General features: G+C 37.2%; 24 protein-coding genes, 1 tRNA gene, 1 rRNA gene and 1 pseudogene. 13 read left to right on the top strand and 14 right to left on the bottom strand.

The annotated features are described in order from the left end of the window. The 3 genes from LDX58_RS10940 to comGA form a co-directional block, all read right to left on the bottom strand. A 16S ribosomal RNA gene (locus LDX58_RS10940) occupies positions 1 to 113 on the bottom strand; the annotation flags it as partial. A gap of 342 nt (positions 114 to 455) precedes the next feature. Then, positions 456 to 1,505, bottom strand: a complete 1,050-nt coding sequence (gene comGB / locus LDX58_RS10935; protein ID WP_227936866.1) for a competence type IV pilus assembly protein ComGB — start codon at positions 1,503 to 1,505, stop codon at positions 456 to 458. Then, on the bottom strand, positions 1,492 to 2,541 hold the full coding sequence (gene comGA / locus LDX58_RS10930) for a competence type IV pilus ATPase ComGA (protein ID WP_227936865.1): 1,050 nt from the start codon (positions 2,539 to 2,541) through the stop codon (positions 1,492 to 1,494). The genes comGB and comGA overlap by 14 nt, the downstream gene beginning before the upstream one ends. 208 nt (positions 2,542 to 2,749) lie before the next feature. On the opposite strand from comGA, the gene LDX58_RS10925 reads away from it, so the two are divergent. Both LDX58_RS10925 and mscL read left to right on the top strand, forming a co-directional pair. Next, positions 2,750 to 2,821 (top strand) — tRNA-Gln (locus tag LDX58_RS10925). A 148-nt stretch (positions 2,822 to 2,969) separates the two neighbouring features. Then, entirely contained in the window at positions 2,970 to 3,470 is a 501-nt protein-coding gene (gene mscL / locus LDX58_RS10920; protein WP_227936887.1) for a large conductance mechanosensitive channel protein MscL, read from the top strand. On the opposite strand, the pseudogene LDX58_RS10915 reads toward mscL, so the two are convergent. Both LDX58_RS10915 and LDX58_RS10910 read right to left on the bottom strand, forming a co-directional pair. After that, positions 3,459 to 3,718, bottom strand: a pseudogene (locus tag LDX58_RS10915) (HNH endonuclease). The gene mscL and the pseudogene LDX58_RS10915 overlap by 12 nt on opposite strands. Positions 3,719 to 3,870: 152 nt before the next feature. Then, on the bottom strand, positions 3,871 to 4,065 hold the full coding sequence (locus LDX58_RS10910; RefSeq protein ID WP_227936864.1) for a hypothetical protein: 195 nt from the start codon (positions 4,063 to 4,065) through the stop codon (positions 3,871 to 3,873). Between the two features lie 115 nt (positions 4,066 to 4,180). On the opposite strand from LDX58_RS10910, the gene LDX58_RS10905 reads away from it, so the two are divergent. Both LDX58_RS10905 and LDX58_RS10900 read left to right on the top strand, forming a co-directional pair. Next, positions 4,181 to 6,568 carry an ATP-dependent helicase gene (locus LDX58_RS10905; RefSeq protein ID WP_227936863.1) on the top strand — a complete coding sequence of 796 codons (2,388 nt, stop codon included), beginning with the start codon at positions 4,181 to 4,183 and terminating at the stop codon, positions 6,566 to 6,568. After that, positions 6,537 to 7,175: an HD domain-containing protein gene (locus tag LDX58_RS10900; protein WP_227936862.1), complete on the top strand. Its 639-nt coding sequence runs from the start codon at positions 6,537 to 6,539 to the stop codon at positions 7,173 to 7,175. Before LDX58_RS10905 ends, LDX58_RS10900 begins: the two co-directional genes overlap by 32 nt. A 343-nt stretch (positions 7,176 to 7,518) precedes the next feature. Here LDX58_RS10900 and LDX58_RS10895 read toward each other — a convergent pair whose 3' ends face one another. After that, positions 7,519 to 7,887, bottom strand: coding sequence for a hypothetical protein (locus tag LDX58_RS10895; protein ID WP_227936861.1), 369 nt, complete (start codon positions 7,885 to 7,887; stop codon positions 7,519 to 7,521). Positions 7,888 to 8,043: 156 nt separating this feature from the next. Between LDX58_RS10895 and LDX58_RS10890 the strand changes: the two genes are divergently transcribed. Both LDX58_RS10890 and LDX58_RS10885 read left to right on the top strand, forming a co-directional pair. Then, on the top strand, positions 8,044 to 8,388 hold the full coding sequence (locus tag LDX58_RS10890; protein ID WP_227936860.1) for a hypothetical protein: 345 nt from the start codon (positions 8,044 to 8,046) through the stop codon (positions 8,386 to 8,388). 256 nt (positions 8,389 to 8,644) lie between these two features. After that, the gene (locus LDX58_RS10885) at positions 8,645 to 9,067 is read left to right on the top strand and encodes a hypothetical protein (RefSeq protein WP_227936859.1); all 423 of its coding nucleotides are present in this window, start codon (positions 8,645 to 8,647) and stop codon (positions 9,065 to 9,067) included. 94 nt (positions 9,068 to 9,161) lie between these two features. Here the strand turns inward: LDX58_RS10885 and fabI are convergent, their stop codons facing one another. The 3 genes from fabI to LDX58_RS10870 form a co-directional block, all read right to left on the bottom strand. After that, a complete protein-coding gene (fabI, locus tag LDX58_RS10880; protein WP_265416633.1) occupies positions 9,162 to 9,944 on the bottom strand; it encodes an enoyl-ACP reductase FabI in 783 nt (260 codons plus the stop codon). Positions 9,945 to 10,035: 91 nt separating this feature from the next. Then, positions 10,036 to 10,182 (bottom strand): hypothetical protein, encoded by a 147-nt coding sequence (locus LDX58_RS10875; RefSeq protein ID WP_227936858.1) that lies wholly within the window; start codon positions 10,180 to 10,182, stop codon positions 10,036 to 10,038. Between the two features lie 149 nt (positions 10,183 to 10,331). Next, complete coding sequence (locus tag LDX58_RS10870) at positions 10,332 to 12,392, bottom strand: cation:proton antiporter (RefSeq protein ID WP_227936857.1); 2,061 nt, start codon at positions 12,390 to 12,392, stop codon at positions 10,332 to 10,334. Between the two features lie 362 nt (positions 12,393 to 12,754). Between LDX58_RS10870 and prpE the strand changes: the two genes are divergently transcribed. Then, the gene (gene prpE, locus LDX58_RS10865; protein ID WP_227936856.1) at positions 12,755 to 13,495 is read left to right on the top strand and encodes a bis(5'-nucleosyl)-tetraphosphatase PrpE; all 741 of its coding nucleotides are present in this window, start codon (positions 12,755 to 12,757) and stop codon (positions 13,493 to 13,495) included. Positions 13,496 to 13,523: 28 nt separating this feature from the next. Next, positions 13,524 to 13,955 (top strand): hypothetical protein, encoded by a 432-nt coding sequence (locus tag LDX58_RS10860; RefSeq protein WP_227936855.1) that lies wholly within the window; start codon positions 13,524 to 13,526, stop codon positions 13,953 to 13,955. 78 nt (positions 13,956 to 14,033) lie between these two features. On the opposite strand, the gene LDX58_RS10855 is transcribed toward LDX58_RS10860, so the two are convergent. From LDX58_RS10855 to LDX58_RS10840, 4 genes are read right to left on the bottom strand one after another with little or no spacing between them, the layout of a single operon-like run. Further along, positions 14,034 to 14,942: an RluA family pseudouridine synthase gene (locus LDX58_RS10855; protein ID WP_227936854.1), complete on the bottom strand. Its 909-nt coding sequence runs from the start codon at positions 14,940 to 14,942 to the stop codon at positions 14,034 to 14,036. Then, positions 14,935 to 15,729, bottom strand: coding sequence for an NAD kinase (locus LDX58_RS10850; protein WP_227936853.1), 795 nt, complete (start codon positions 15,727 to 15,729; stop codon positions 14,935 to 14,937). Before LDX58_RS10850 ends, LDX58_RS10855 begins: the two co-directional genes overlap by 8 nt. Positions 15,730 to 15,743: 14 nt before the next feature. After that, positions 15,744 to 16,376, bottom strand: a complete 633-nt coding sequence (gene yjbM, locus LDX58_RS10845) for a GTP diphosphokinase (protein WP_227936852.1) — start codon at positions 16,374 to 16,376, stop codon at positions 15,744 to 15,746. A 54-nt stretch (positions 16,377 to 16,430) separates the two neighbouring features. Continuing rightward, positions 16,431 to 16,808 carry a UPF0738 family protein gene (locus LDX58_RS10840; RefSeq protein ID WP_227936851.1) on the bottom strand — a complete coding sequence of 126 codons (378 nt, stop codon included), beginning with the start codon at positions 16,806 to 16,808 and terminating at the stop codon, positions 16,431 to 16,433. 237 nt (positions 16,809 to 17,045) lie between these two features. Between LDX58_RS10840 and LDX58_RS10835 the strand changes: the two genes are divergently transcribed. The 5 genes from LDX58_RS10835 to LDX58_RS10815 all read left to right on the top strand — a co-directional run bounded on the left by LDX58_RS10835 (position 17,046) and on the right by LDX58_RS10815 (position 20,107). Continuing rightward, a complete protein-coding gene (locus LDX58_RS10835; RefSeq protein WP_227936850.1) occupies positions 17,046 to 17,636 on the top strand; it encodes a CYTH domain-containing protein in 591 nt (196 codons plus the stop codon). A gap of 78 nt (positions 17,637 to 17,714) precedes the next feature. Continuing rightward, entirely contained in the window at positions 17,715 to 18,386 is a 672-nt protein-coding gene (locus tag LDX58_RS10830; RefSeq protein ID WP_265416632.1) for a lytic transglycosylase domain-containing protein, read from the top strand. A 137-nt stretch (positions 18,387 to 18,523) separates the two neighbouring features. Then, complete coding sequence (locus LDX58_RS10825) at positions 18,524 to 18,907, top strand: globin domain-containing protein (protein ID WP_265416631.1); 384 nt, start codon at positions 18,524 to 18,526, stop codon at positions 18,905 to 18,907. A gap of 16 nt (positions 18,908 to 18,923) precedes the next feature. Next, positions 18,924 to 19,841, top strand: a complete 918-nt coding sequence (locus LDX58_RS10820; protein ID WP_227936849.1) for a ClpXP adapter SpxH family protein — start codon at positions 18,924 to 18,926, stop codon at positions 19,839 to 19,841. Between the two features lie 89 nt (positions 19,842 to 19,930). After that, positions 19,931 to 20,107, top strand: a complete 177-nt coding sequence (locus LDX58_RS10815) for a hypothetical protein (RefSeq protein ID WP_227936848.1) — start codon at positions 19,931 to 19,933, stop codon at positions 20,105 to 20,107. 141 nt (positions 20,108 to 20,248) lie between these two features. Here the strand turns inward: LDX58_RS10815 and pepF are convergent, their stop codons facing one another. Then, positions 20,249 to 22,057, bottom strand: a complete 1,809-nt coding sequence (gene pepF, locus LDX58_RS10810) for an oligoendopeptidase F (RefSeq protein ID WP_227936847.1) — start codon at positions 22,055 to 22,057, stop codon at positions 20,249 to 20,251. Positions 22,058 to 22,110 lie beyond the last annotated feature (53 nt).

Below are 22,110 nucleotides of genomic sequence, written 5' to 3'. Positions count from 1 at the left end.
CACCCGTCCGCCGCTAACCTCATAAGAGCAAGCTCTTAATTAGTTCGCTCGACTTGCATGTATTAGGCACGCCGCCAGCGTTCGTCCTGAGCCAGGATCAAACTCTCCATAAAAGTGCTTGATTTGTACTCAAACTGTACCGCTAACGATACGTTGTGATTTTACTAAATCACTTAAAATTGACGAGAAAATTATGTTTTCTCTTTTCGCTTGGCTTTTGTTCAGTTTTCAAAGAACTCTTATCGAAAAAGCAACTTTTATATCATAACATTTGAACTCAATAAAAGTCAACATCTTTTTCGAAATGTTTTTCCGCTTCATCAGCGACAAGTAATAATATAACACATATGAGTTAATATATGCAACTACTTTTATAAATAAAAATAGAATTTGATAAACACTTTAAAGGACAGCTTCTCTCGAACGGAAGACTGTCCTTAAATACTTAAACCTAGCTAAAGGGCTCCAATCATCTGAAACATAGGAAGCATAGTAGCAATAAATAAAAGAAAAATAAATCCACCAATCATTAAAAAGAGCATTGGTTGAATCATCCTGAGTCCTTTTTGAAGAGAATCTTCGAGTTCTTGAAATAAAATGTCACTGTAATGTTCAAGATCGCCAGCTAAATAACCCGTCTTTTCACCGTTATCAACAACGACTGATAATTCATCACAAAAGAATGCTTTCTCCTTTAAAATTTCCCTAAAAGGGCGACCCTTTTGCAGTTCACTTGATATTTGCATACATTCTAGTTGTAGAAATGATACATACTCTTGTTTCTCAAATTGTAATAGGGCTTCTTGCAAAGTCAGACCAGCACTAAGTAACTTTCCTAGTTGTAAAGAAAAAAAATAGGAAATGATTATCTGAACATGATTTTTACAAAAGGGTACGTTGAGCAATTTCATAATTCTTTCACTAACTGACCATTTTTTCATCTTAAATCTAATAAATAGAGCAGAAAACAACAATACGACTAAACCAATTATCATGAAGTAAGGGAGCTGGAAAAGGAACTGCATAAACATTTTTGTAAATAAAGGAGGAGATTCTGACATCATTGTAAAAATAGAGCGAAAATGAGGGAATACAAATTGAAACATCAAAATAAGTACCAGTCCACAAAGAAGCAAGAGTGTGAGAGGATAACGGAGTAGTTTAGTTAATTCAGTAATGATTTTTTCACGATGGTTTAGTAACATCCCCGCCTGATTAAAACCTTGTGCTAGTTGACCTTGTTGTTCGTAGAAATAAAGGAAGGATTTTATACTATTAGGGATTTCAAATGATTGGCAAGCTTCATGAACAGGATGACCTTCTTTTAAATGTAACAAGACTTGTTCTATCTGTTCTTTTATTTTTATCCCTACATGAAGTTGAATAAATCGTAAAGCCGTCTCAAGAGGGTAACCTTGTTCTAGTAATCGACCAATCCGAATAAACGAAGTTGCTACAGTTCGAAGATGTTTTTTATCATGGGGACGTTTTCTAAAATACTTCATAGGCAACTCTCTTCCATTCTTCTTCTTCAATATAACCTAATGCCCAAGCTTTGTTTATTTCATATAAAAAGCCTTTTGTAATATTTGTTTGTGATGAAATACAATTTTTAAGTTGTTCACCTTTTAGAATTTCAAAAATTGCAGCTCTTGACATCTGTCTACTTCTTCGACAGATTAAATGACAACTCCCCTGACAAAGTGGACATTTTGTATTAACTATTCTTTGAGATAAAATTAATTTACAACATTGCATTAAGTCAAAACGCGAAACTCCCAAATCAATCATTCTTAGTAAAGCTGTGTAACAATCCTGTGCATGGACAGTCGCTAACACAACATGGCCTGTTAAAGAAGCTCTAATAGCTAGTGCGGCGCTTACCTCATCTCTTATTTCACCAATCAAAATAACATCAGGATCATGCCTTAGACAAGCACTTAAAAGTGAATTAAAGGTTAACCCCGTTTTCACATTCACCTCTACTTGAACGACATATGGAATGATTCGTTCTACAGGATCTTCAATTGTAATGATGGTCTTTCCTCCCTGGCGTACGATTTGTTCAATAATGGTATATAAGGTTGTTGTCTTTCCAGAACCGGTTGGACCTGAAATTAAACAAAGTCCTTGAGTCATTGATGTAACATCCTGAAGTATTTTAGCATTGCTATGAAGAATAGATAGGGATGAGAGTGTTTGTGAAGAAAAATAAGGGAGAATTCTAATAGCTAAGCTTTCGTTGCTTTTCGTAGGAAGAGTAGAAAGTCGAAGGGCAAAAGTAGCGTCTTGCTTCACATGCATCATTGAAGAACTTTGAGGTTTACGTCGTTCTCCAATGTCCATACCTGACCGGTACTTAAAATGACTTATTAAGCGTTCAGCCAACCTAGGATTTAATTTTTTCCACGGCTCCATTTGGCCACTTACTCGATAAGTCAGCAACCATTGACTATCATCAGGGATAAAATGAAGATCTGTTGCCTTCATCTGAACTGCTTCATTGATCAGCTGCTGACTATACAGCTCAATATCATACATATACCTCATCACTCCTTTGTTCAATCTACCACTAATATTTCAACATTCGAAGAAAAAATCCTTCTCTGCTGCATAATTTTTTTCTCATTGTTTAAAATAGGTTTATTGAGATGTTAGTCTCTCATCTTCTAGTCCCATAAAACTTCTAGTCCCATAAAAATTTTTTTCGAATAAAACATTTCTAATTGGTCATACTAACGATTATCGATGGGCTATAGCCAAGCGGTAAGGCAACGGACTTTGACTCCGTCATGCGTTGGTTCGAATCCAGCTAGCCCAGTAAATCAAAAGAACGAGCTTAAGTTTTCTAACTTAAGCTCGTTCTTTTTATTAAGAATAAAAATCGCCTTCACGCATAGGGTTGAAACATAGACATGCTCCTTCATAAAAAACTCAACTCCTAAGTAGAGAAGGTGATTGAAATTAGAATTTTAAGCGAGTTTAAAGAATTTGCAGTAAGAGGAAATGTAATTGATATGAGTATAGGGGTTATTATCGGTACTACATTCGCGAAGATTGTTGAATCTCTAGTAGATGATATCATTATGCCACCCTTTAGCTTAATGTTCGGACAGGTTGATTTCTCAAATTTATATATCAATTTATCAAACCGCCGCTTTGACACCTTTGCTGATGCAGAAGAAGCAGGCATACCTATGTTAAATTACGGAACTTTTCTGAATCATGCTGTTCACTTTGCTATTGTTGCATTCGTCCTTTTTTTATTTGTAAGGCAAATTAATCGTATTCGCAGACCACAGGAAGATCCCTTATTAAACATGAAAACAAAAATATGCCCTCATTGCTGCCAATCAATAGCTTATAAAGCAACAAGATGCCCTCATTGTACGTCCGATCTTGAAGATGTTCGCGCCAAAATTAAACACCACCCCACATATGTCCGCGTGCAACGGAAATCACCTTCTTGATTTTAATTTTCTTTCATTTGATTTATGAGTTCTGATAAAAATTTTTTGGGGACCGCTTTTGTATCCATTTTATATATTTTTTAACTCTTCGTCATCTTTTAGTCTTTCCAACGTCATGAGACGAATTGCTAATTCTTCATTTGGATAGAGCGCATGAATTTGTTTATGGCAAGGGATACAAAGCCGGCAGTCGGAAGGTGACTCCCCCCTTCCTCCCTTGGTGTTAAATGATGTATCGTTAACACCACTTCTTTCCGTTCTCATAATTGACATTGCCCCATTTTTTCTTCATTTCATTCCCTTTCTATTTGTGGAAAACTATACCAAGTCAACGAATCAACCTTTTACTTCCTATTCAACATAAAAAAATAACTCTATCACTTTGACATACTGATCTATTTCAAGACGTCCTTCTCCCATTGTTTTCTTCACGTTCTCGTTTTACCTGTATAAAACTAATGAGCACAAAGTTTATCGCAATAATCGTAGCGATAAAAGGACCGAAAAGGAATTGTCCCTGCTCAATCAACCCAACTAGAAAAAAAGCTAATGATCCAATGGTAACTAGGCAACCTAAAATAAGAAATGAAATCATAGCATCTCCCCCTTTCTCTTTTATTAGCTATATCTCTTTTATATGAAAAGTAACACACATAGGCGACAAAATTTGCTACGATAGGAGAAGATGTATTTAGAGAGGGGAACCTATTATGCAAGTGGCTTATCATCAAGACAAACTAATTTACCTTCCTAGCTGCGAACGTGAAACCTGGCAACAATTGTATATGGCTAGTATTCGACAAAAGGTCACTTGTATACATTGCCATTCTCCATTACGGATGGAACTAGGTATTTTAACGCCACCTTCGTTCAATCACTTACGACCTACAAAAGAATGTATAGATGCCGCCACTTTGATGGAGAAGAAAATGAGCAAAATAATGCAAAAGGACGAACAAGAAATAGACGAAAAGTCTAATTCTGGCTTTCAGTTACCGAAACGAAGAGCGATAACAACTTCTTCACTAAATGAACCTGAAATATGGAAGAAGCCTGAGGACGTAAGAGCCATTCCTCCTTTTAAGAATGAACCAAAAATGAATACAAGCGAAGTACACAGCTATAGAAAAACACTGTCCGAGAATGGGATCTTTCTAGATAATAACCAGTGGCAAGCTGTCCAAACAACGGAAGGACCTTTACTTATCCTCGCCGGGGCAGGAAGTGGAAAAACAAGGGTCCTTACAACTCGAACCGCTTACATGCTTACAGAACAAAACTATTCTCCTAAAGAAATGATTCTCGTTACATTCACAGCAAAAGCCGCAAAAGAAATGAAAGAAAGAATGCGACTTTATCCTGGTCTTGATCCGCGTACACTTAATCAATTAATGATTGGTACGTTTCACAGTATATTTTATAAAATGCTTATGCACCATGAACCCGAAAAATGGGCACCTACAAATTTATTGAAACAAGATTGGCAAAGACAAGCAATGATAAAAGAGGCTGGTCGTGAAATTGACTTAGATGAGAAAGACTTTGCCTTCGATCAAGCGTTAACCCAAATTAGCTGGTGGAAAAATCACCTTTTATCACCAGAACAAGTCAAAACGAAGGATGTTTGGGAAGAACGTGTTGCTTATTTGTACAAGCGTTACGAACAAATGAGATTAGTGAAGAATGCTTTTGACTTTGATGATATGTTGCTTGGCTTATACGAGCTTTTAAATCTAAACGACCTCTTATTAAAAAGATACCAACAACGCTTTTCCTATGTATCTGTTGATGAGTATCAAGACATTAATAAAGTACAAGTTGAGCTTATTTCGATGTTAAGCGATCGAACAAAAAATTTATGTGTCGTGGGAGACGATGATCAATCTATTTATGCTTTTCGAGGAAGTGATCCTTCTTATATCTTGAATTTCAAGAATCGTTATCCTCATACAAAAACGGTCATTCTTAATGAAAATTATCGTTCATCACACGAGATTGTAGCGTCTGCTAATAATGTTATTCATACAAATCGAGACCGCTATTCTAAACAACTGCTTGCCCAAACATCTTCCGGCTGTCCACCTCTGTTATTTTATCCTTATGATGAAGAAGAGGAAGCGACCATGATTGTAACAGATATAAAAAGGCAAATTGAAGCAGGGGCTTCACCATCTGACTTCGCGGTTTTATTTCGAACAAACACTTCAGCACGTGCAACGATTGAGCGCTTTGTTTCATCTAGTATTCCTTTTCAATTAGACGCTGATGGAGAATCTTTTTATCGTAGAAAAGCAGTAAGAAAAATTTTAGCTTTTCTCCGTTTAGGGATAAACCCAGATGATAGTCAGGCATTGAGTGATTTAATTGGTGCTTTATTTTTAAAACAACAAACTTTACAAGAAGTAAAAGCAGCAAGCATAACAAATGATTGCTCTTATGTAGATGCCCTCCCTTATATTCAAGGGCTAAAAACGTTTCAATCTAAAAAACTTGAATCCCTACCTAGGAAGTTTAAACAACTGAAATCAAAAAAGCCTATTGATGCTATTACATTTATTGAACAAGAAATGGGATTCAATGACTATGTAAAAAAGCAAGGCAATGAAGGAAATAAAATGGAACGTGGATCAGATGATGTTCGCGACTTAAAAGTGGCTGCGAAACTTCATTTAACGATTGGAGATTTTTTAGATTATATTGATCATATGACAATTAAATATGAAGAACTCCGTAACCAAAAGGCCCATGGCGACTCAGCACAACTAATGACCATCCACCGTGCAAAAGGTTTAGAGTTTAAACATGTCTATATACTAAGTGCTGTAGAAGGAGGTTTACCTCATGACTATGCTCTTGAAGCTTGGCGTGAAGGAGATGATAAACCGTTAGAGGAAGAAAGACGTCTTATGTATGTTGCAATGACACGAGCTGAAGAAAGCTTACGCATTTCGGTTCCTATCATGAGACGAGGAAAGAAGGCATTCCGATCTCGCTTTGTACGTGAAATACAACGACAAGCTCCTAAACAAACTTCAAAAACAACTGGTAGAGAAAGGAATTTATCAAATGAACGAGTTAACAATGATTCAAAAAACTGAAAAATGGGTCAAAGACCAGCTAGAGAATGAAGGAACAGGACATGACTGGTATCATATCCGACGCGTAACTAAACAAGCTAGAGAAATAGCTAACGTAGAGGGGGCAAATGCACTTATTGTTACGTTAGCGGCATTACTTCACGATTTAATTGATGATAAAGTAGTTGCGAGCGAAGAAGAAGGCTTAAAACAAGTAACTCAATGGTTAGTTTCCATTGGAACAACTCCCGAACAGCGTCAACATATCATAACCATTATTACTACAATGTCATTTAAAGGTGGGAATAACAAACCTGTCACAACGATTGAAGCCCAAGTGGTCCAAGATGCGGATCGATTAGATGCCATTGGTGCGATTGGTGTTGCACGAACCTTTATCTACGCTGGTAGTAAAGGCGATCCGATGTACGATCCGAATTTAGCCATTAGAGATTCCGTTACTATGGAAGAATACCGCAATGGACGCTCAAGTGCAATTGGTCACTTTTATGAAAAGCTTTTGAAACTAAAAGATTTAATGAATACAGAAGAAGGAAAAAAACGTGCTCAGTTGCGGCATCAATTCCTAGAAGAATTTGTCCAACAGTTTCTGAAAGAATGGGATTAACTTCTATTAGAGTCTGTTCAAAAAGGGAGGTTTTTTTCCTTTTTATACGAAAACTAAGGCGTTAGTCCTAGCTTTCATTCATCGTGGTGTTTGCTAAAACATGGTTGTTTTGAACAGACTCTAAGCAATAGCTACATCTTTAAAAGTCTTAATGAGTGAGTTTCTCATAGTAAGACGAGTAGCGAACGGAGCCATTGCTAGTCTTATAGAGGACCTTATTGAACACGCTCTATTAAGATAATCTGTACTCCTTTTTCAAAAAACCATCTCCACAATCAGTAACAGCACCACTATCATTCACTCGTAGGTCTATAAATGATAACGGCGCACGTGCCATTGCTACTTATCCTATTTGTACAGATTTAATCTCCTTTAAATTCAGTTGTAATGGTTTTTCTTCAGTTAACACTCGTAATACAACGATAGGAGAATTTACTTCTTCTAAATACCCTTTATGAATTTCTTCTCCTACTGCAATTTTAATTTCTTGATCTTTATTTGAACTAGTAATGACATATTCTAACTTCTCTAGGACTGACATCTGCTTAGTGAAAGCCTCTTCCAAATTAGAATCTAATGTATACTCGGCTTTTTCAAGTGATGGTTTTACATGTACTTTAAATTTTCTATAGACGAATTCTTGATTGCTTGCTTCTACTTCAACCTCTTTCGGTTGATAAATATATAATAATGGCGCAGTTCGCTTAGACATTATCCACTCTCCTTTCCTCACTCTTCTTAATCTATTTACACTCAGTCAAATATATGATTACTTAAAATAATTCATAATGAAATGTGGATAAGCTACATATGTATAGTAAAGAAAATTACAGACAGTGAAACAAATGAATTTAAATGAGGTGAGAAAGTGGAACAAACGAAAGAAAAGTTAAAAGAAGTGGTTCAGAAGATTGAAGAAGCGACTGAACTCTACCAAGAAATAGTTAAAAAAATGGGTCTACTTGATCAAGACAAAAAAAATCCACAGCCCTCCATCAAAACCATGAAAGTATTAGTAAACGAAAAAAGAACGGTTCTAGAGCCTTCTTTTAGCTTTGAAGATATCAATGATCAAAGCACAATGGATGCTCCTTATCCTTTAGGACATATGGTTACTTCTTTTTATTACAGAAGCCCAATTCAACCAAACCCAGCCTATCAAACTGAACCCGTTTCATTAAAACCTTGGCTTGCTCATCATCCACTTAAATAAACACAAAACAATTAAAGAGGCTGTCATCATTTTTTCTATGATAACAGCCTTTGCTTTATCGTTGTAGCCTTCTTCAAACCATTAAAAGCCTAATTTAAATAACTTTCTACAAAACAGATATCTTCCTAAACTGATTGCCAAATCTGACTTCTGGAATCCCTCACTATTCTACTAAAACCTAAAGTGGACACTCACCTAACAGAACATTCCTCATAAGATAATTTGAATACTGTAAATACAAAAGGAGGAAATGTTCATGTACGGTCCACAAGGTCCTTCCGTTCAATTTTTACCCCCGACTGTTGTAGCTCAATATGTCGGTCAATGGGTTACCACATCTATTCCAAATTATGGTGAAGTGACGGCATATATAACAGACTACAATCGCCGTAATGGAATGGTTTCCATGTTCATGTACAGAGCACCATCATACCAACCTCAATTCATCCAAGTACATCATAGTGATTTAGTCGGAATTGCTCCATACTATGGTCCAATTCCACCTCGTCCTACTAGACCTAGACCGCCTAGACCTAGACCACCTAGACCGTGGCAGCCATGGCAACCAGGACCTGGGCAAGGAGAATTTCCAGGAGGCGGATTTTGGCCATGGGTTTTCTATCAAACAGGCGCTTTCGGTGAACAGCAAAGAGACAACGACCACTACTATTATTATTAGGCCATTAAAAACGGTGTAATTCTAAAAAAACAGATAGACCAAATTAAAGGATACAGAAAAAGGTGACAATCACCCTTTTTCTGTATCCTTTTTTTTATGACATTGATAAGATATTGTAGCCGCTATCCACATGTAACATTTCCCCTGTCATTCCACGTGATAGATCACTCATTAAGAAAAGAGCGGTATCGCCTACTTCTTCTTGAGTCGTTGTGCGACGTAATGGTGCTCGTTCTTCAATTTCTTTTAACACATCATTAAAGCCACCGATTCCTTTAGCTGCTAATGTACGAATGGGACCAGCCGAAATCGCGTTGACACGAATGTTTTCTTTCCCTAAATCATTGGCTAAATATTTCACACTCGCATCAAGTGAAGCTTTGGCAACTCCCATCACGTTATAGTTACGAACGACTCTTTCTCCACCAAGATACGTAAGGGTGACAATGCTTCCCCCATCCGTCATCAGCGTGCGAGCCACTTTTGCAACAGCTGTAAGAGAGTACGCACTAATATTTTGAGCAAGCAAGAAACCATCACGAGTCGTATTTAAATACTCCCCTTCAAGCTCATCTTTATTGGCGAATGCAATGCAGTGGGCAATCCCATGAATGGTTCCGACTTCATCTTTAATTTGTGAAAATGTCTTTTCAATCTCTTCATCACTTGTGATATCACAAGGTAAGATCAGATGATCTTGTCGTTCTAATGTCTCTGCAAGTTGACGAACATTTTTTTCCAAACGCTCACCTGCATATGTAAAAATCAACCTTGCCCCTGCATTTGCTAACGATTGAGCAATCCCCCAAGCGATACTTCGTTTGTTAGCAACCCCCATGACTACATATGTACGTTCTTTTAAAGAAAGTTGAATCATTTTTTCTCCTCCATTATGAGTAGTTATTAATACCAAGTACTAATTATTATAGCACACCAACTCATTGTTAGATAGTTCAACAAAAGATTAACTATCCCTTTTTTGTTTGGATATTCTTCTTTTCATACTGACATTTCTCACATTTATAAATAATATTTTGGTTTGATTGAGCCGTTAATAAATTAGAAATCGGCTTTTGATCCTGACAATTAGGGCAAATGACTGTTATATCTGACATAAGTATTTCCTCCCTTTTTAACTAGGTTTCCCTGGTTATTAAACTTCATTCAAAAAAATTACCAGTATGTAGAATCCCCACCCTCTTAAATAACAATCACAAACTTAAAACAGGAAATCCCCTCAACTGAGACGACTCCCTGTTTTCTCTTATTCATAAGAACCTTTCGATAAGAATGTTTTGGGTAGCTCCGTTCCTCTCGTCCCACGTAAATCTACCTCTTCTGTTTCTGGAGGGTACACCATAACAAAGCTCTCAGGACCTGAATGAGCTAATACTCGAGGTAAACGCTCGAGTTGTGGATGCCATGCAACCGTTCCTCGTCTAGCACTAAAGACAAACACAACATCATCAGTTTGTAAAAATGGCATATACGTAATATGCCATTCATTCCAAGTCATAAGGCTCGTCATCGTTACTTTCACATCTGGTTTAATTTCATTAAAACTTCTGGCATAACTCTTAAGATTATCCTTTACGACATAACAAGTAATTGATGCACCTAGTTGATTAGCTATAAGTTTTATCACCTTTACAGACTGATAATATCCTTCTTTATGATCGAAACCAGAAGGAATAATAATAACAATTCTTTTTGTTGTATTAAGTGGATGCCCTAATTTAGAAACAAGTATCATTTGTGTTGTTCGTTCTAGAAGTTGATCTAAAATGCCACCAAAAATCTTTTGTGGAGTTGAGAGCTTACCATTCCAACCTATCACCGCTGTTGTAATTCGAGATTCTTCCATCGCGCGTATGATGCCAGACGTTATATTGGTATCAACGCGTGTGAGCATATGTATTGGAATTTCTGCCCCCGCTGCATAAGTTACTGCGTGACCTAATAACTTTTCAGCTTCCACAATTCTTGAAGCTGAATTTTCTTTCCCACCTTGAGCCACAGATAACGTATAAAGTGGCTGGGGTGATTGACCACGTATAATAAAAGATAAGTCCATAAGCGATTCCATCGTTTGAGGGTTTGCGACTGGTACTAACACTCTCTCAGGAGCTGATGAAAACTCATAAGGTTTTTGCTCTTCCTTCATGGCAACTATTCTAGCAAACTTTTCAACCGTATAAGGTCCAATCATACACGTAACCAAAATCATCACAATGATCGCATTAACCGTTGCCTGATCAAATAACCCTAAGTCAAACCCAACTAAAGTCGCAGCTAAAGTCGCAGCCGCCTGAGGAATAGTTAAGCCAAATATTAACTTAATTTCCTCGAGAGAATAGTTGTAGATTTTCCCAGCAATCCAAGCAGCTAAAAATTTACCAATAATAACTAGCGATACAACTAGAGCAGCCTTTATCCAAGCAGATGGATCATTAAATAAAATTCTTAGATCCATCAACATTCCAACCGATAACAGGAAAAAAGGAATGAATAGCGAATTACCGATGAACTTGATTCTATTCATTAAAGGACTTTGTTCAAAGATAAAACGATTTAAGGCTAAACCCGCCAAGAAAGCCCCAATGATTGGTTCTAGTCCTGCCACAGTTGCAAAAAATGCAGAAACAAACAAAACCGTCATAACGAATATATACTCCATTGTTCCTTCACTACTTAGTGTACGAAAAAAGAATTTTGCTGCAATGGGTACAATGATGAAAACAGCCGCAACATAAACTATTAAGGACACAATTAAAGTAAACCAAAAATTTGGCGTCAACGCTCCTTGCATGGAACCTGCGACGATCGCTAATACAAGTAGAGCTAATGTATCAGTCATAATCGTTCCACCAACCGAGGTTGTTACAGCTTTATTTTTAGATATACCTAATCGACTTGCAATCGGATAGGCTAATAATGTATGTGATCCAAGTAGAGAACCAAGAAGTATAGACCCTGCTACTGAATATCCTAATACATAGGCGCCAATCGTCCCTATTATAAAAGGAATGGTGAAAGACATAGTTCCAAAAGTTAAACTTCTTTTTCGATATTTTTTGAAGCCTTCTAAATCAATTTCTAACCCTGCAATAAAGATAATGTATAAAAGTCCAACTGTTCCAAGTAAGATAATCGTAGGGTCTCGATCAAGTATACCTAAACCATTTGGTCCAATAATAACACCGGCAAAAATAAAACCAATAATCCCTGGAATTCTTAATTTTGCCATAATAAGAGGAGCAACTAAAAAGACAAGCATTGCTATAGCAAAAATAAGAACAGGATTTGTAACAGGTTGTGTGATCAATGGCTTTCACTCCCTTACTTTTTTATTTATTAAAGGTTGTATAAACCAATCATAATTTGTGTTTTTGATCCATCTACAAGGTGAATTGCGGAACCCTCCTAAAAGGATTCATGACTTCAGAAAACAATTAGTGCTTTTTCTAAAAGGATAATGCTTCTTTACCCCATTTCCTTAATGATTCTTTACATATTAAAGAACACACCATCAGCATGTCAACAATTATAATTATTGAAATCGATTAAATTCGAAGTCTATGTCATTAGAAAATAAGTATGAATGTTCAATCATTGTTCATTGCTTATCGATCTTTGGTTAAGCTATTATTTGTAGGAGATTATCAACGTCATAAAGGAGAGATCTTAATGAAAATTGATGTTATCGGGGACGTTCATGGTTGCTATGAAGAGTTATTATCGCTCCTCGCAAAACTAGGTTATAAAAAAATAGATGATACATATGAACATCCTCAGAACAGAAAATTAGCGTTTGTAGGTGACTTAACAGACCGTGGACCTAACTCGGTCGAAGTGATTCAACTAGTTTCGCAGCTAGTTGAATCAAACCAAGCCTTCTATTGCCCTGGCAATCATTGTGATAAATTATACAGATACTTTTTAGGAAGAAAGGTTCAAATAACCCATGGGTTAGAGACTACAGTCGCTGAGTTAAAATCCCTAGCTAAGAATGACTATCAAAGAGTTCGACAACAATTCATATCTTTAGTAGAGCGTTCTCCCCTTTATCATGTTCTAGGAGACAAGGAACTCGTCATTGCACACGCTGGAATTCGGCCCGATTATATTGGGCAAACGAACAAGCGCGTTAAAACCTTTGTTCTATACGGAGATATAACGGGAGAAACGAATAAGGATGGTACACCAGTGCGAAGAGATTGGGCCAAGCATCATCAAGGAGATGAGTGGATTGTCTACGGCCATACTCCTGTCAAAGAACCTAGATTTATTCACCGGACAGTCAATATTGACACTGGTTGTGTATTTGGTGGCGCCTTATCGGCTTTGCAATTTCCTGAGATGACAGTCGTTCAAGTACCTTCTTCTCAACCTCTACTTGAAGATAAGTTCCGAAGCTATGATGAGTAACGAAGAAAATTAAAGAGGTGTTTAAAAAATGAAAAAAATCCTCATTTTATTATTTAGTCTTTTTCTATTAGTCGGATGTGGTCCAGAAGTTTCAATTGAAATAGACCCTGAACAAACCCGTATTATTTATGATGAGGAACTTGAGATGGTTTCGTTTTATGTTCGACTCGAAAACAGAGGACCATTACCCGCAGATAATTTATATGCTCGTTTTGTTGTAGAGCAACCAGTCGTACAAAATGCACTTGGTGGCACAAACGACTTTCTTTTTCTAGATTCTCAAGGGCATCCTGAACTTTTTCGCCTAAGTTCGGATTCAAGTTATTTTATTGCAGAAGCCTTCTCCTTAGAAGCAGAAGTCACCGAGGAAGATTTGGTGAACTCTATCCGTGTAGAAATTTATGATAGTAGCGATCAAGTCATCGCAGAACATACGCTTAGTCAAGTGACAAATGAATAGTAAACGAAATAGCTGTAAGGGTGTGTTTCACACCCTTACATGCTTTTTACTGATTTCCTAACATGGTATTTTTCCCATTTATACCTCCTCTGTCACTAACAAGTTCTTCATATCTTCTGGTATTTCTTGTTTAATCGTCAGGACCCTATCTTCAAATGGATGTTGAAACGTAATTTGGTGACAGTGAAGAGCTTGACGATTTATATCTTCTCTAGTCCCACCGTATAAATCATCCCCAAGCAAGGGGTGCCCAATGAAGGTGAAATGCACTCTTATTTGATGCGTTCGACCTGTCTCTAGCTTGATTTCAACCAATGTCTTTTGAGAGCGACGAGATATTACCTGAAAATGGGTAACCGCTTGTTTTCCATTTTCTCTGACAGTTCGCGCGATGATACTATTTGGATCACGCCCAATTGGTGCATCAATTTTCCCTGTGTCACTTGTCACATATCCGCTTACAATCGCCGTATAGAAACGCAGTAACTTTCCTTCTTTTTGAAGCTTAGAAAGCCGGTCATGAGCCAAGCGATGCTTAGCAACAATTAACAATCCGGATGTATCCTTGTCTAACCTATTTACTGCATGAAAGGTCGCTTGATGATGCCTCTCTTTGTAATAGCCGAGAACAGCGTTGGCTAAAGTACCTGATGGATGTTCGCGTGAAGGAATGGTTGGCATGCCGGCTTTTTTATTGATGACAAGTAAATGATCATCTTCATATGAGATATCTAATTGGATTAATTCAGGAAAGACAGACAAACTTGCTTCTTCAATTGGAAGACAAACCATTACTACGTCCCCTTCTTGAAGAAAAGCACGAACAGTGACCTCTTGTTTATTTCTCAATATAAGTCCACCATTAAACTTAATATCGGCTAGTGCTCGTTTAGATATATGACAATGCTCTCTTAAGAAGAGCCGAAGCAGTTGGTTATTCCAATCGGCATCGACTCTCCATTTTAGTGTTGTTAGGTAGTTACTCACGAACAAAAGACTCCCTTACTCTTTTCCAGAACGGAAAAGGACGAAATCTTGCGAAACGTACCTTATCTTCAGCTACGCGACATTGAATTGATTTCACTCTTCGATGATCGAGTATGTAATGGTCAACGGAAACTTGAATATCTATATCATTTAACGGTTTAAGCAAGCAAGTGTGATGTTGTGGTAAGACAAGCGGTGAGCCAACTGTTCGATAAACTCGGTTATTGATAGAGGCCATTTCAGCAACTTGTATGGATGCAAGCGATGGATGAAGAATCGCTCCCCCTAATGCTTTGTTATAAGCTGTACTGCCCGAAGGAGTTGAAATACATAACCCATCTCCACGGAATACCTCAAACGCTTCTCCCTTTATGTCTACACTACAAACAAGTGAACCACCTATGCTTTTAATTGTACATTCATTTAACGCGAGATGGCGCTCTGAATTGAGAGCTCCCTCTTGTCTAATAACTACCTCAAGCAGTGGATATTCTACTATCTGATAGGGGGTTTTTGCAATATGTATGACAAGCTTTTCAACTTCCTCAGGAACCCAGTCAGCATAAAATCCAAGATGCCCGGTATGAATCCCTACAAAAGCTGTATCCTCTAAACGATCACAATAATCATGAAAAGCTTGTAGAAGCGTTCCATCTCCGCCAACCGTTATCACCATTTCTGGTTCTTTCTCATCATGCTTCAACCCAAAATCGAGTAAATATCGTTTGATTCTTTGCTGAAGTTTATTTGATACGTCATCGCCGCGCGATGTTACCGAAAATTTCATGAACTCCCTCCAATCTACAGCTTCCTTCCCTGTTCTTGTTTCTTCGTGATGATCTGCTGTGCCTCTCTTACTTCGTCACGAATGATGGACATCTCTTCATCAAGTTGAAAAGCTGATTCTGCCGCACGTTGCAGCCTCATTTTTATATCCTCTGGAATTTCACCGCTATATTTATAATTTAACGAATGCTCAATCGTTGCCCAGAAGTTCATCGCTAATGTACGGACTTGCAATTCAACTAGAATTTTTTTCTCTCCTTCAATCGTTTGAACAGGGTACCGAAGAACAAGATGATAGGAACGATAACCACTTGGTTTCTTTTCAACGATATAATCTCTTTCTTCGATGATTTCAAAGTCTTTTCTTGTTCGTATTAAGTTAACTACTGTTTCAATATCTTCTACAAACTGTGTGACAATACGTACCCCAGCAAGGTCTTCCATTTGTTCTTCTAACTGATCAAGTGGAACGTTTTTTCGTTTCGCTTTATCAAGAATACTTGAAACCGGTTTTACCCTTCCCGTTACAAACTCAATAGGTGTATGCATAGATGATTTTTGATATTGTTTCCTTATTCCTTTTAATTTAACTTTTAGTTCCTCAACAGCCTGTTTATAAGGTGTTAAGAAAATATTCCAGTTACTCATAACATCACCGTCCATAGAATCAATGAGCATAAACTCTGCTTATTCCTATCTTAATTAATGAAAGACTTCCTGTACGGCCTTCTCCATCGCTTCACCATAATTGCCATTACCTTCGATATTTTCAGTTAAAAATGCAAGCTCTTCCAAAATCGACGTTAATTCAATCTGTACGTTGTTACCAACATCAAGAACAAGTCTTACATTTTCTAAAGTAACCTTCTTTAAAGAAGTCCAAGTATTTTGCTTAAAAGTCAAATAATAAAAATTTGAATCATCCTCAAGTATATAAATAAAAGCTAAACCATCTGAGTCTACAAGCATTCTATCTCCCGCTCTCAAAGACTTAGCCAAATCCACATCCACTTCTTCACTCACTGAAGCTATAAATAATTCTTTTCCTTCATTAATTTGATTTACTGTTAGTTTCTTCATTATGTACCTCCACCTATGCCTTCCAACGAAAGATTTTCACTTTATTTTAACATAGTTCAACTTGAAATACGTATCAATGACTATCTGTTCTAGCGTGATTAGTAAACAAATTATAACATTTAAACATAGAAACACCTGCTATACTAATAACAGTGTAGCATCGTGCTATTTTTTAACAAGCTATTATTAAATGAATGAGAAGAAGATTCTTTCTCTCAATAGAAAAGGTGTGTAATTATGTCACAAGAAGTAGAAATCGAAGTGAAATCAATGCTTACAGAAAGAGCTTATCATCTGTTATTAAAAGGGTTTGGACTGCAAGAAACGGATGCGGTCGTACAGCATAATCATTATTTTGAAACCCCGAATTTCTCACTTAAGGGAAAGCAATCAGGTTTGCGCATTCGTGAAATAGCTCGGACGTTCACATTAACGTTAAAACAGCCTTTTAAAGTAGGAAAATTGGAAACTCATCAGCAATTGTCTTATCAAGAATGGCAACTAGCTCAAGCAAAAGGGAAACTCCCGGATGGACAAGTGATGAATCAACTCATTCAACTTGAAATACCCGTTGACCAACTTAAGTTTCAAGGCACCTTAACAACAAGTCGAATTGAATTTGAATATGAGGGTGGCATTCTTTGTTTTGATAAAAGCAGTTATTTTGACCAAGTTGACTATGAGATTGAATATGAAGGTAAATCAGAGGAACATGCTAATTCTACACTTTCGATGATACTCTCCAACTATCAACTTAGCCCACTTGCTACTGAAAACAAAGTCAGGCGTTTTTTTAATTTGAAGAATCAAAAACAAAGTGAGAAATAAAGAAATCATCAACAACCAATTGTCCAGTTAACAATCATTTGCTATGATAGACTTAGATATAATAATCGAGGTGTAATTATGGATCTATCCTTCCTTCAACAGATAAATCGCTTTCAATCCTTTCAGGGCTTATCTTCATCTAAGTCACAACAACCGACTATGGTTGAGTCAATATTTTCTCAATTCCTTGAAGAACAATTGAGCCGCTTTCAAAAAACAACAGCCCCATCAAGAAACATGGACTTATTCCTTGATCCAACTTTAAAAAGTCGATTAGATCAAGTGATCGCTTCATCTATTAATCAAATCGATACTCTAAAAACAGTTAAGCAAGCGGATTCTACTTGGACTGATACTTTATCCGATCGTGAAACTCGCTTCCAGCCATTTATTGAATCTGCTGCTAAAAAATACAATATAGATGCGAAGCTTATTCACGCAGTAATTAAGCATGAATCAAACTTCAATCCTAATGCTAAAAGCCATGCGGGTGCAATTGGGCTCATGCAGCTCATGCCTGCTACTGCTAGAGGTCTAAACGTTCAAAACATTTATCATCCTGGACAAAACATAGACGGGGGAGCAAAATATCTCAGACAAATGCTTGATCGTTATAACGGTGATGTTCGCCTAGCGTTAGCTGCTTATAATGCAGGTCCTGGGAATGTTGACCGTCACGGCGGAATTCCTCCCTTTAAAGAAACACAAGCCTATGTTCCAAAAGTTTATAGTTCTTATATGAATGCGTAAATCAAGAAACTGCCTCCTCTATCATAGAAGAAGGCAGTTTCTTTTTTTATGTTGGTAATCCTCAATCAGGAAATTTGCTGAACAGACTTCATATTGCTACAATATGATAAAGAGTTCCAACACAGAGGAGAATGACTATGACAAATATAAATCAAACACCTTATGAGGCTTTAGGTGGAGAAGCAGTCCTCTCTTTATTAGTCGATACATTCTACGAGAAGGTATCAGTACACGCTGATCTTGCTCATCTATTTCCAGATGATTTAACCGAAACGGCCCGAAAGCAAAAACAATTTTTAACTCAATTTCTTGGTGGTCCTACTATATATAGTGATGAACATGGACACCCGATGCTCAGAGCACGTCACATGCCATTTGTCATTACACCTGTTCAAGCAGAAGCATGGCTTGGCTGTATGAAAAAGGCAATGGATGAGATCAATATTCAAGGACCAATTCGTGATTATATGATTGAACGTCTAACTATGACCGCGCATCACATGGTAAATCAATCATCGTAGAAAGGAGAAACGACCATTGAACCAGAAAGATACTCCTTCAACTTGCGACAATCAACTTGGCGTTTGTGGTCTAGATCCAGAGCAACCATTTAATAAACGTCATAAACCCATTGAATTATACACATTTATTGATCCACTTTGTGCTGACTGTTGGGCATTTGAACCAATGCTAAAAAAACTACAAGTAGAATATGGCAGTTATTTTCGCATTCGTACCCTTGTTGCTGGACGTTTACAAGCTTGGAATGTATGTAAGAATACAACAAAAGGCTTAACGGCTAAAAAGCAGGTGATCGCTTCAGTTTGGGAAGAAAGTGCTACGAAAACAGGGATGTCTTGTGATGGGGACGTATTGCTAGAACATGAGTGGCACTCTCCTTATTTAGCTTCAGTAGCAATTAAAGCAGCGGAATTGCAAGGTCCCCAACTCGGTGCACGATTTTTGCGAAAAATGAGGGAAGCATTGTTTTTAAATAAACAAAACATCACGGAGCAGAATGTCATAATCGATTGTGCAGAAAAGGCTGGTTTAGATGTAACAGAATTTAAAAACGATCTTTCTTCTAAAACAGCCTCTAAAGCCCTTCAACATGATATTAAGACAACGAACGAAATGGGTGTCGACATCGTACCAACCTTTGTCTTTTTTAATGCCAATGTTGAAGACGATGGAATCAAAGTAACAGGGCATTATCCTTATCACGTTTATGTTCAAATTATTGAAGACATGCTTGGCTTTAAACCTACGCCTGCCAAACCATCTACTTTAGAAGAATTTTTAATACGTTTTGAATTAGTTGCAACCATTGAAGTATCAGTCGTCTTTAACATTTCAGAGGAAGAAGCTGAAAAACGTTTAAAAGCTTTGATGCTCCAACAAAAAGTAGAATCAGTACCTGTTAAGTACGGAATTTTTTGGCGCTATTTAAAATAATTCAGGTAGTCCCTACTTGAGCCTTCTAACATGAAACAAGTCATCATAGATTATATTATCTAGATGACTTGTGTTAGGAGGCTTTTTTAATGATTCGATTTATCATCATCATTGGAATACTTTTAACAATAATTAGTTATTATTTCTACATTTTATCGTTAATGAGCCTTTTTCCACTTTGGATATCGATCCCCTTTTTAATCGGCTCTATCGCTTTTACTCTCTCTCCTCTTGCTGCTCAAAAGCGATTTAAAGGCTTTCGTTAAGAAAAGACAACTCCACCGTTTTTCTTAGAATTCTCCTATAAGCCGTGCAACTCGAACTAACTTCTCACACCGCTTTGATCTTAATTCTTAAACTCTACTTATCCTTTGAAAAAGGTGACCAGTCAGGTCACCTTTTTCACATTAACTGGTTTCTTCTAGTAATCGTTCCATTTCAATCAACGTTTTTTCGAATATAGCTAATGCTTGTTCAATTGGCGCAGACGATGTCATATCAACACCAGCACGCTTCAATACCTCTATTGGATAATCGGAACTTCCCGATTTCAAGAAATCTAAATAACGAGTAACTGCACTTTCTCCTTCTTCAAGTACCTGTTTAGACAAAGCTGCTGCCGCACTATAACCAGTAGCATATTGGAATACATAGAAATTATAATAGAAATGAGGGATTCTTGCCCATTCCAAACCAATCTCCTCGTCAATGACTAAATCTTCTCCGAAATACTTCACATTTAAATCATAATAGGTCTTTGTCAATAACTCTGGCGTCAACGCCTCACCACTCGCTGCCTTTTCATGAATCTGTTGTTCGAACTCTGCAAACATCGTTTGGCGAAAGACCGTCCCTCTAAAACCTTCTAAGAAATGATTAAGCAAATAAAGCTTTTCCTTAGAATTATTCGTATTCTTAACCATATAATCATTTAATAGCGCTTCATTCAAAGTCGAGGCTACTTCCGCTACAAAAATGGTATAATCCCCATAAAGATACGGTTGGTGTTTACGCGTATAATAGCTATGTAGGCTATGACCAAACTCATGGGCAAGAGTAAATAGATTATTCACATTGTCTTGCCAATTCATTAAAATATAAGGCATGGTCCCATAAGAACCAGATGAATAAGCGCCACTTCGTTTACCAACATTTTCTTCAACATCTACCCAGCGTTTTTCAAATCCTTCTTTTAATGTAGAAACATATTCTTTACCTAGAGGGGCAACTCCCTTTGTTACAAGCTCTTTTCCCTTCTCATATGCAATCTCCATTTTTACATCTTTAACCAATGGCGTGTAAAGATCATACATATGCAATTCCTCTACACCCAATACCTTTTTACGCAATCGAACGTAACGATGAAGCAGTTCTAAGCGGTTATTCACGGTTTCAACCAACTGGTCATAAACAACTTCTGGAATATGATTGTTACTTAAAGCGGCTTCTCTAGCCGATTTGTATTTACGCACCTTCGCATAAAATAAATCCCTTTTAACCTGACCACTTAGCGTAGAAGCAAATGTATTTTTATACTTATCATACGTGCTGTAAACTGCTTTGAATGCTTCTTCACGAACTCTTCGATCACCACTTTCTAGCAATCGTATAAAACGACCATGTGTGATCTCAACCTCTTCTCCATCCTCATCTTTAACAGTTGGAAATTTTAAATCAGCATTATTTAACATTCCAAATGTATTACTAGGACTACTCATTACTTCACTCGCTTGAGCCAAAATCGATTCTTCCTTTTCAGATAACACATGAGCTCTTTGCTCATTTAATTCTGCAAACATTTGTTTATAAACCTTCAAGCCCTCATATTCACTCATAAAACGCTCAATTTTAGATTCATCTATGGAGAGCAATTCTGGAATAATGAAAGAAGCCACTTGCCCTGCTTGAGAAGCAAGACTCGCCGCTCGGTCATGTAATCCTTGATAATAAGAATTGGTCGTATCTTGATCATAACGCATATGAGCATACGTATACACTCTTCCTAGCTTTTCTGCTATCTCATTTTGTTTTTCAAGCGCAACAAAGAGTGTTACAGCTGACTCCGCTAGTGTTCCTTTACAGGCTTCTAAATAAGGGAGAATGATCTGGACTTCTTTGAATTCCTTTTCCCATTCTTCATTGCTAGTAAAAATAGCCTCAAGATCCCATGTTTTTTCAACAGGCACCTCTTCACGTTTTTGTAATGTTTTTGACAATACACTTGCACCTCCAAATTAAATCAAGGGTAACCCTTCTACCTATATATTCG

The organism is Alkalihalobacillus deserti, from assembly GCF_020734105.1.
In the GTDB taxonomy this organism is placed as follows: Bacteria; Bacillota; Bacilli; order Bacillales; family Bacillaceae_D; genus Halalkalibacter; species Halalkalibacter deserti.
Note: the sequence above shows the minus strand (reverse complement) of the source record. Positions and strands in the feature narration are given on the sequence as shown.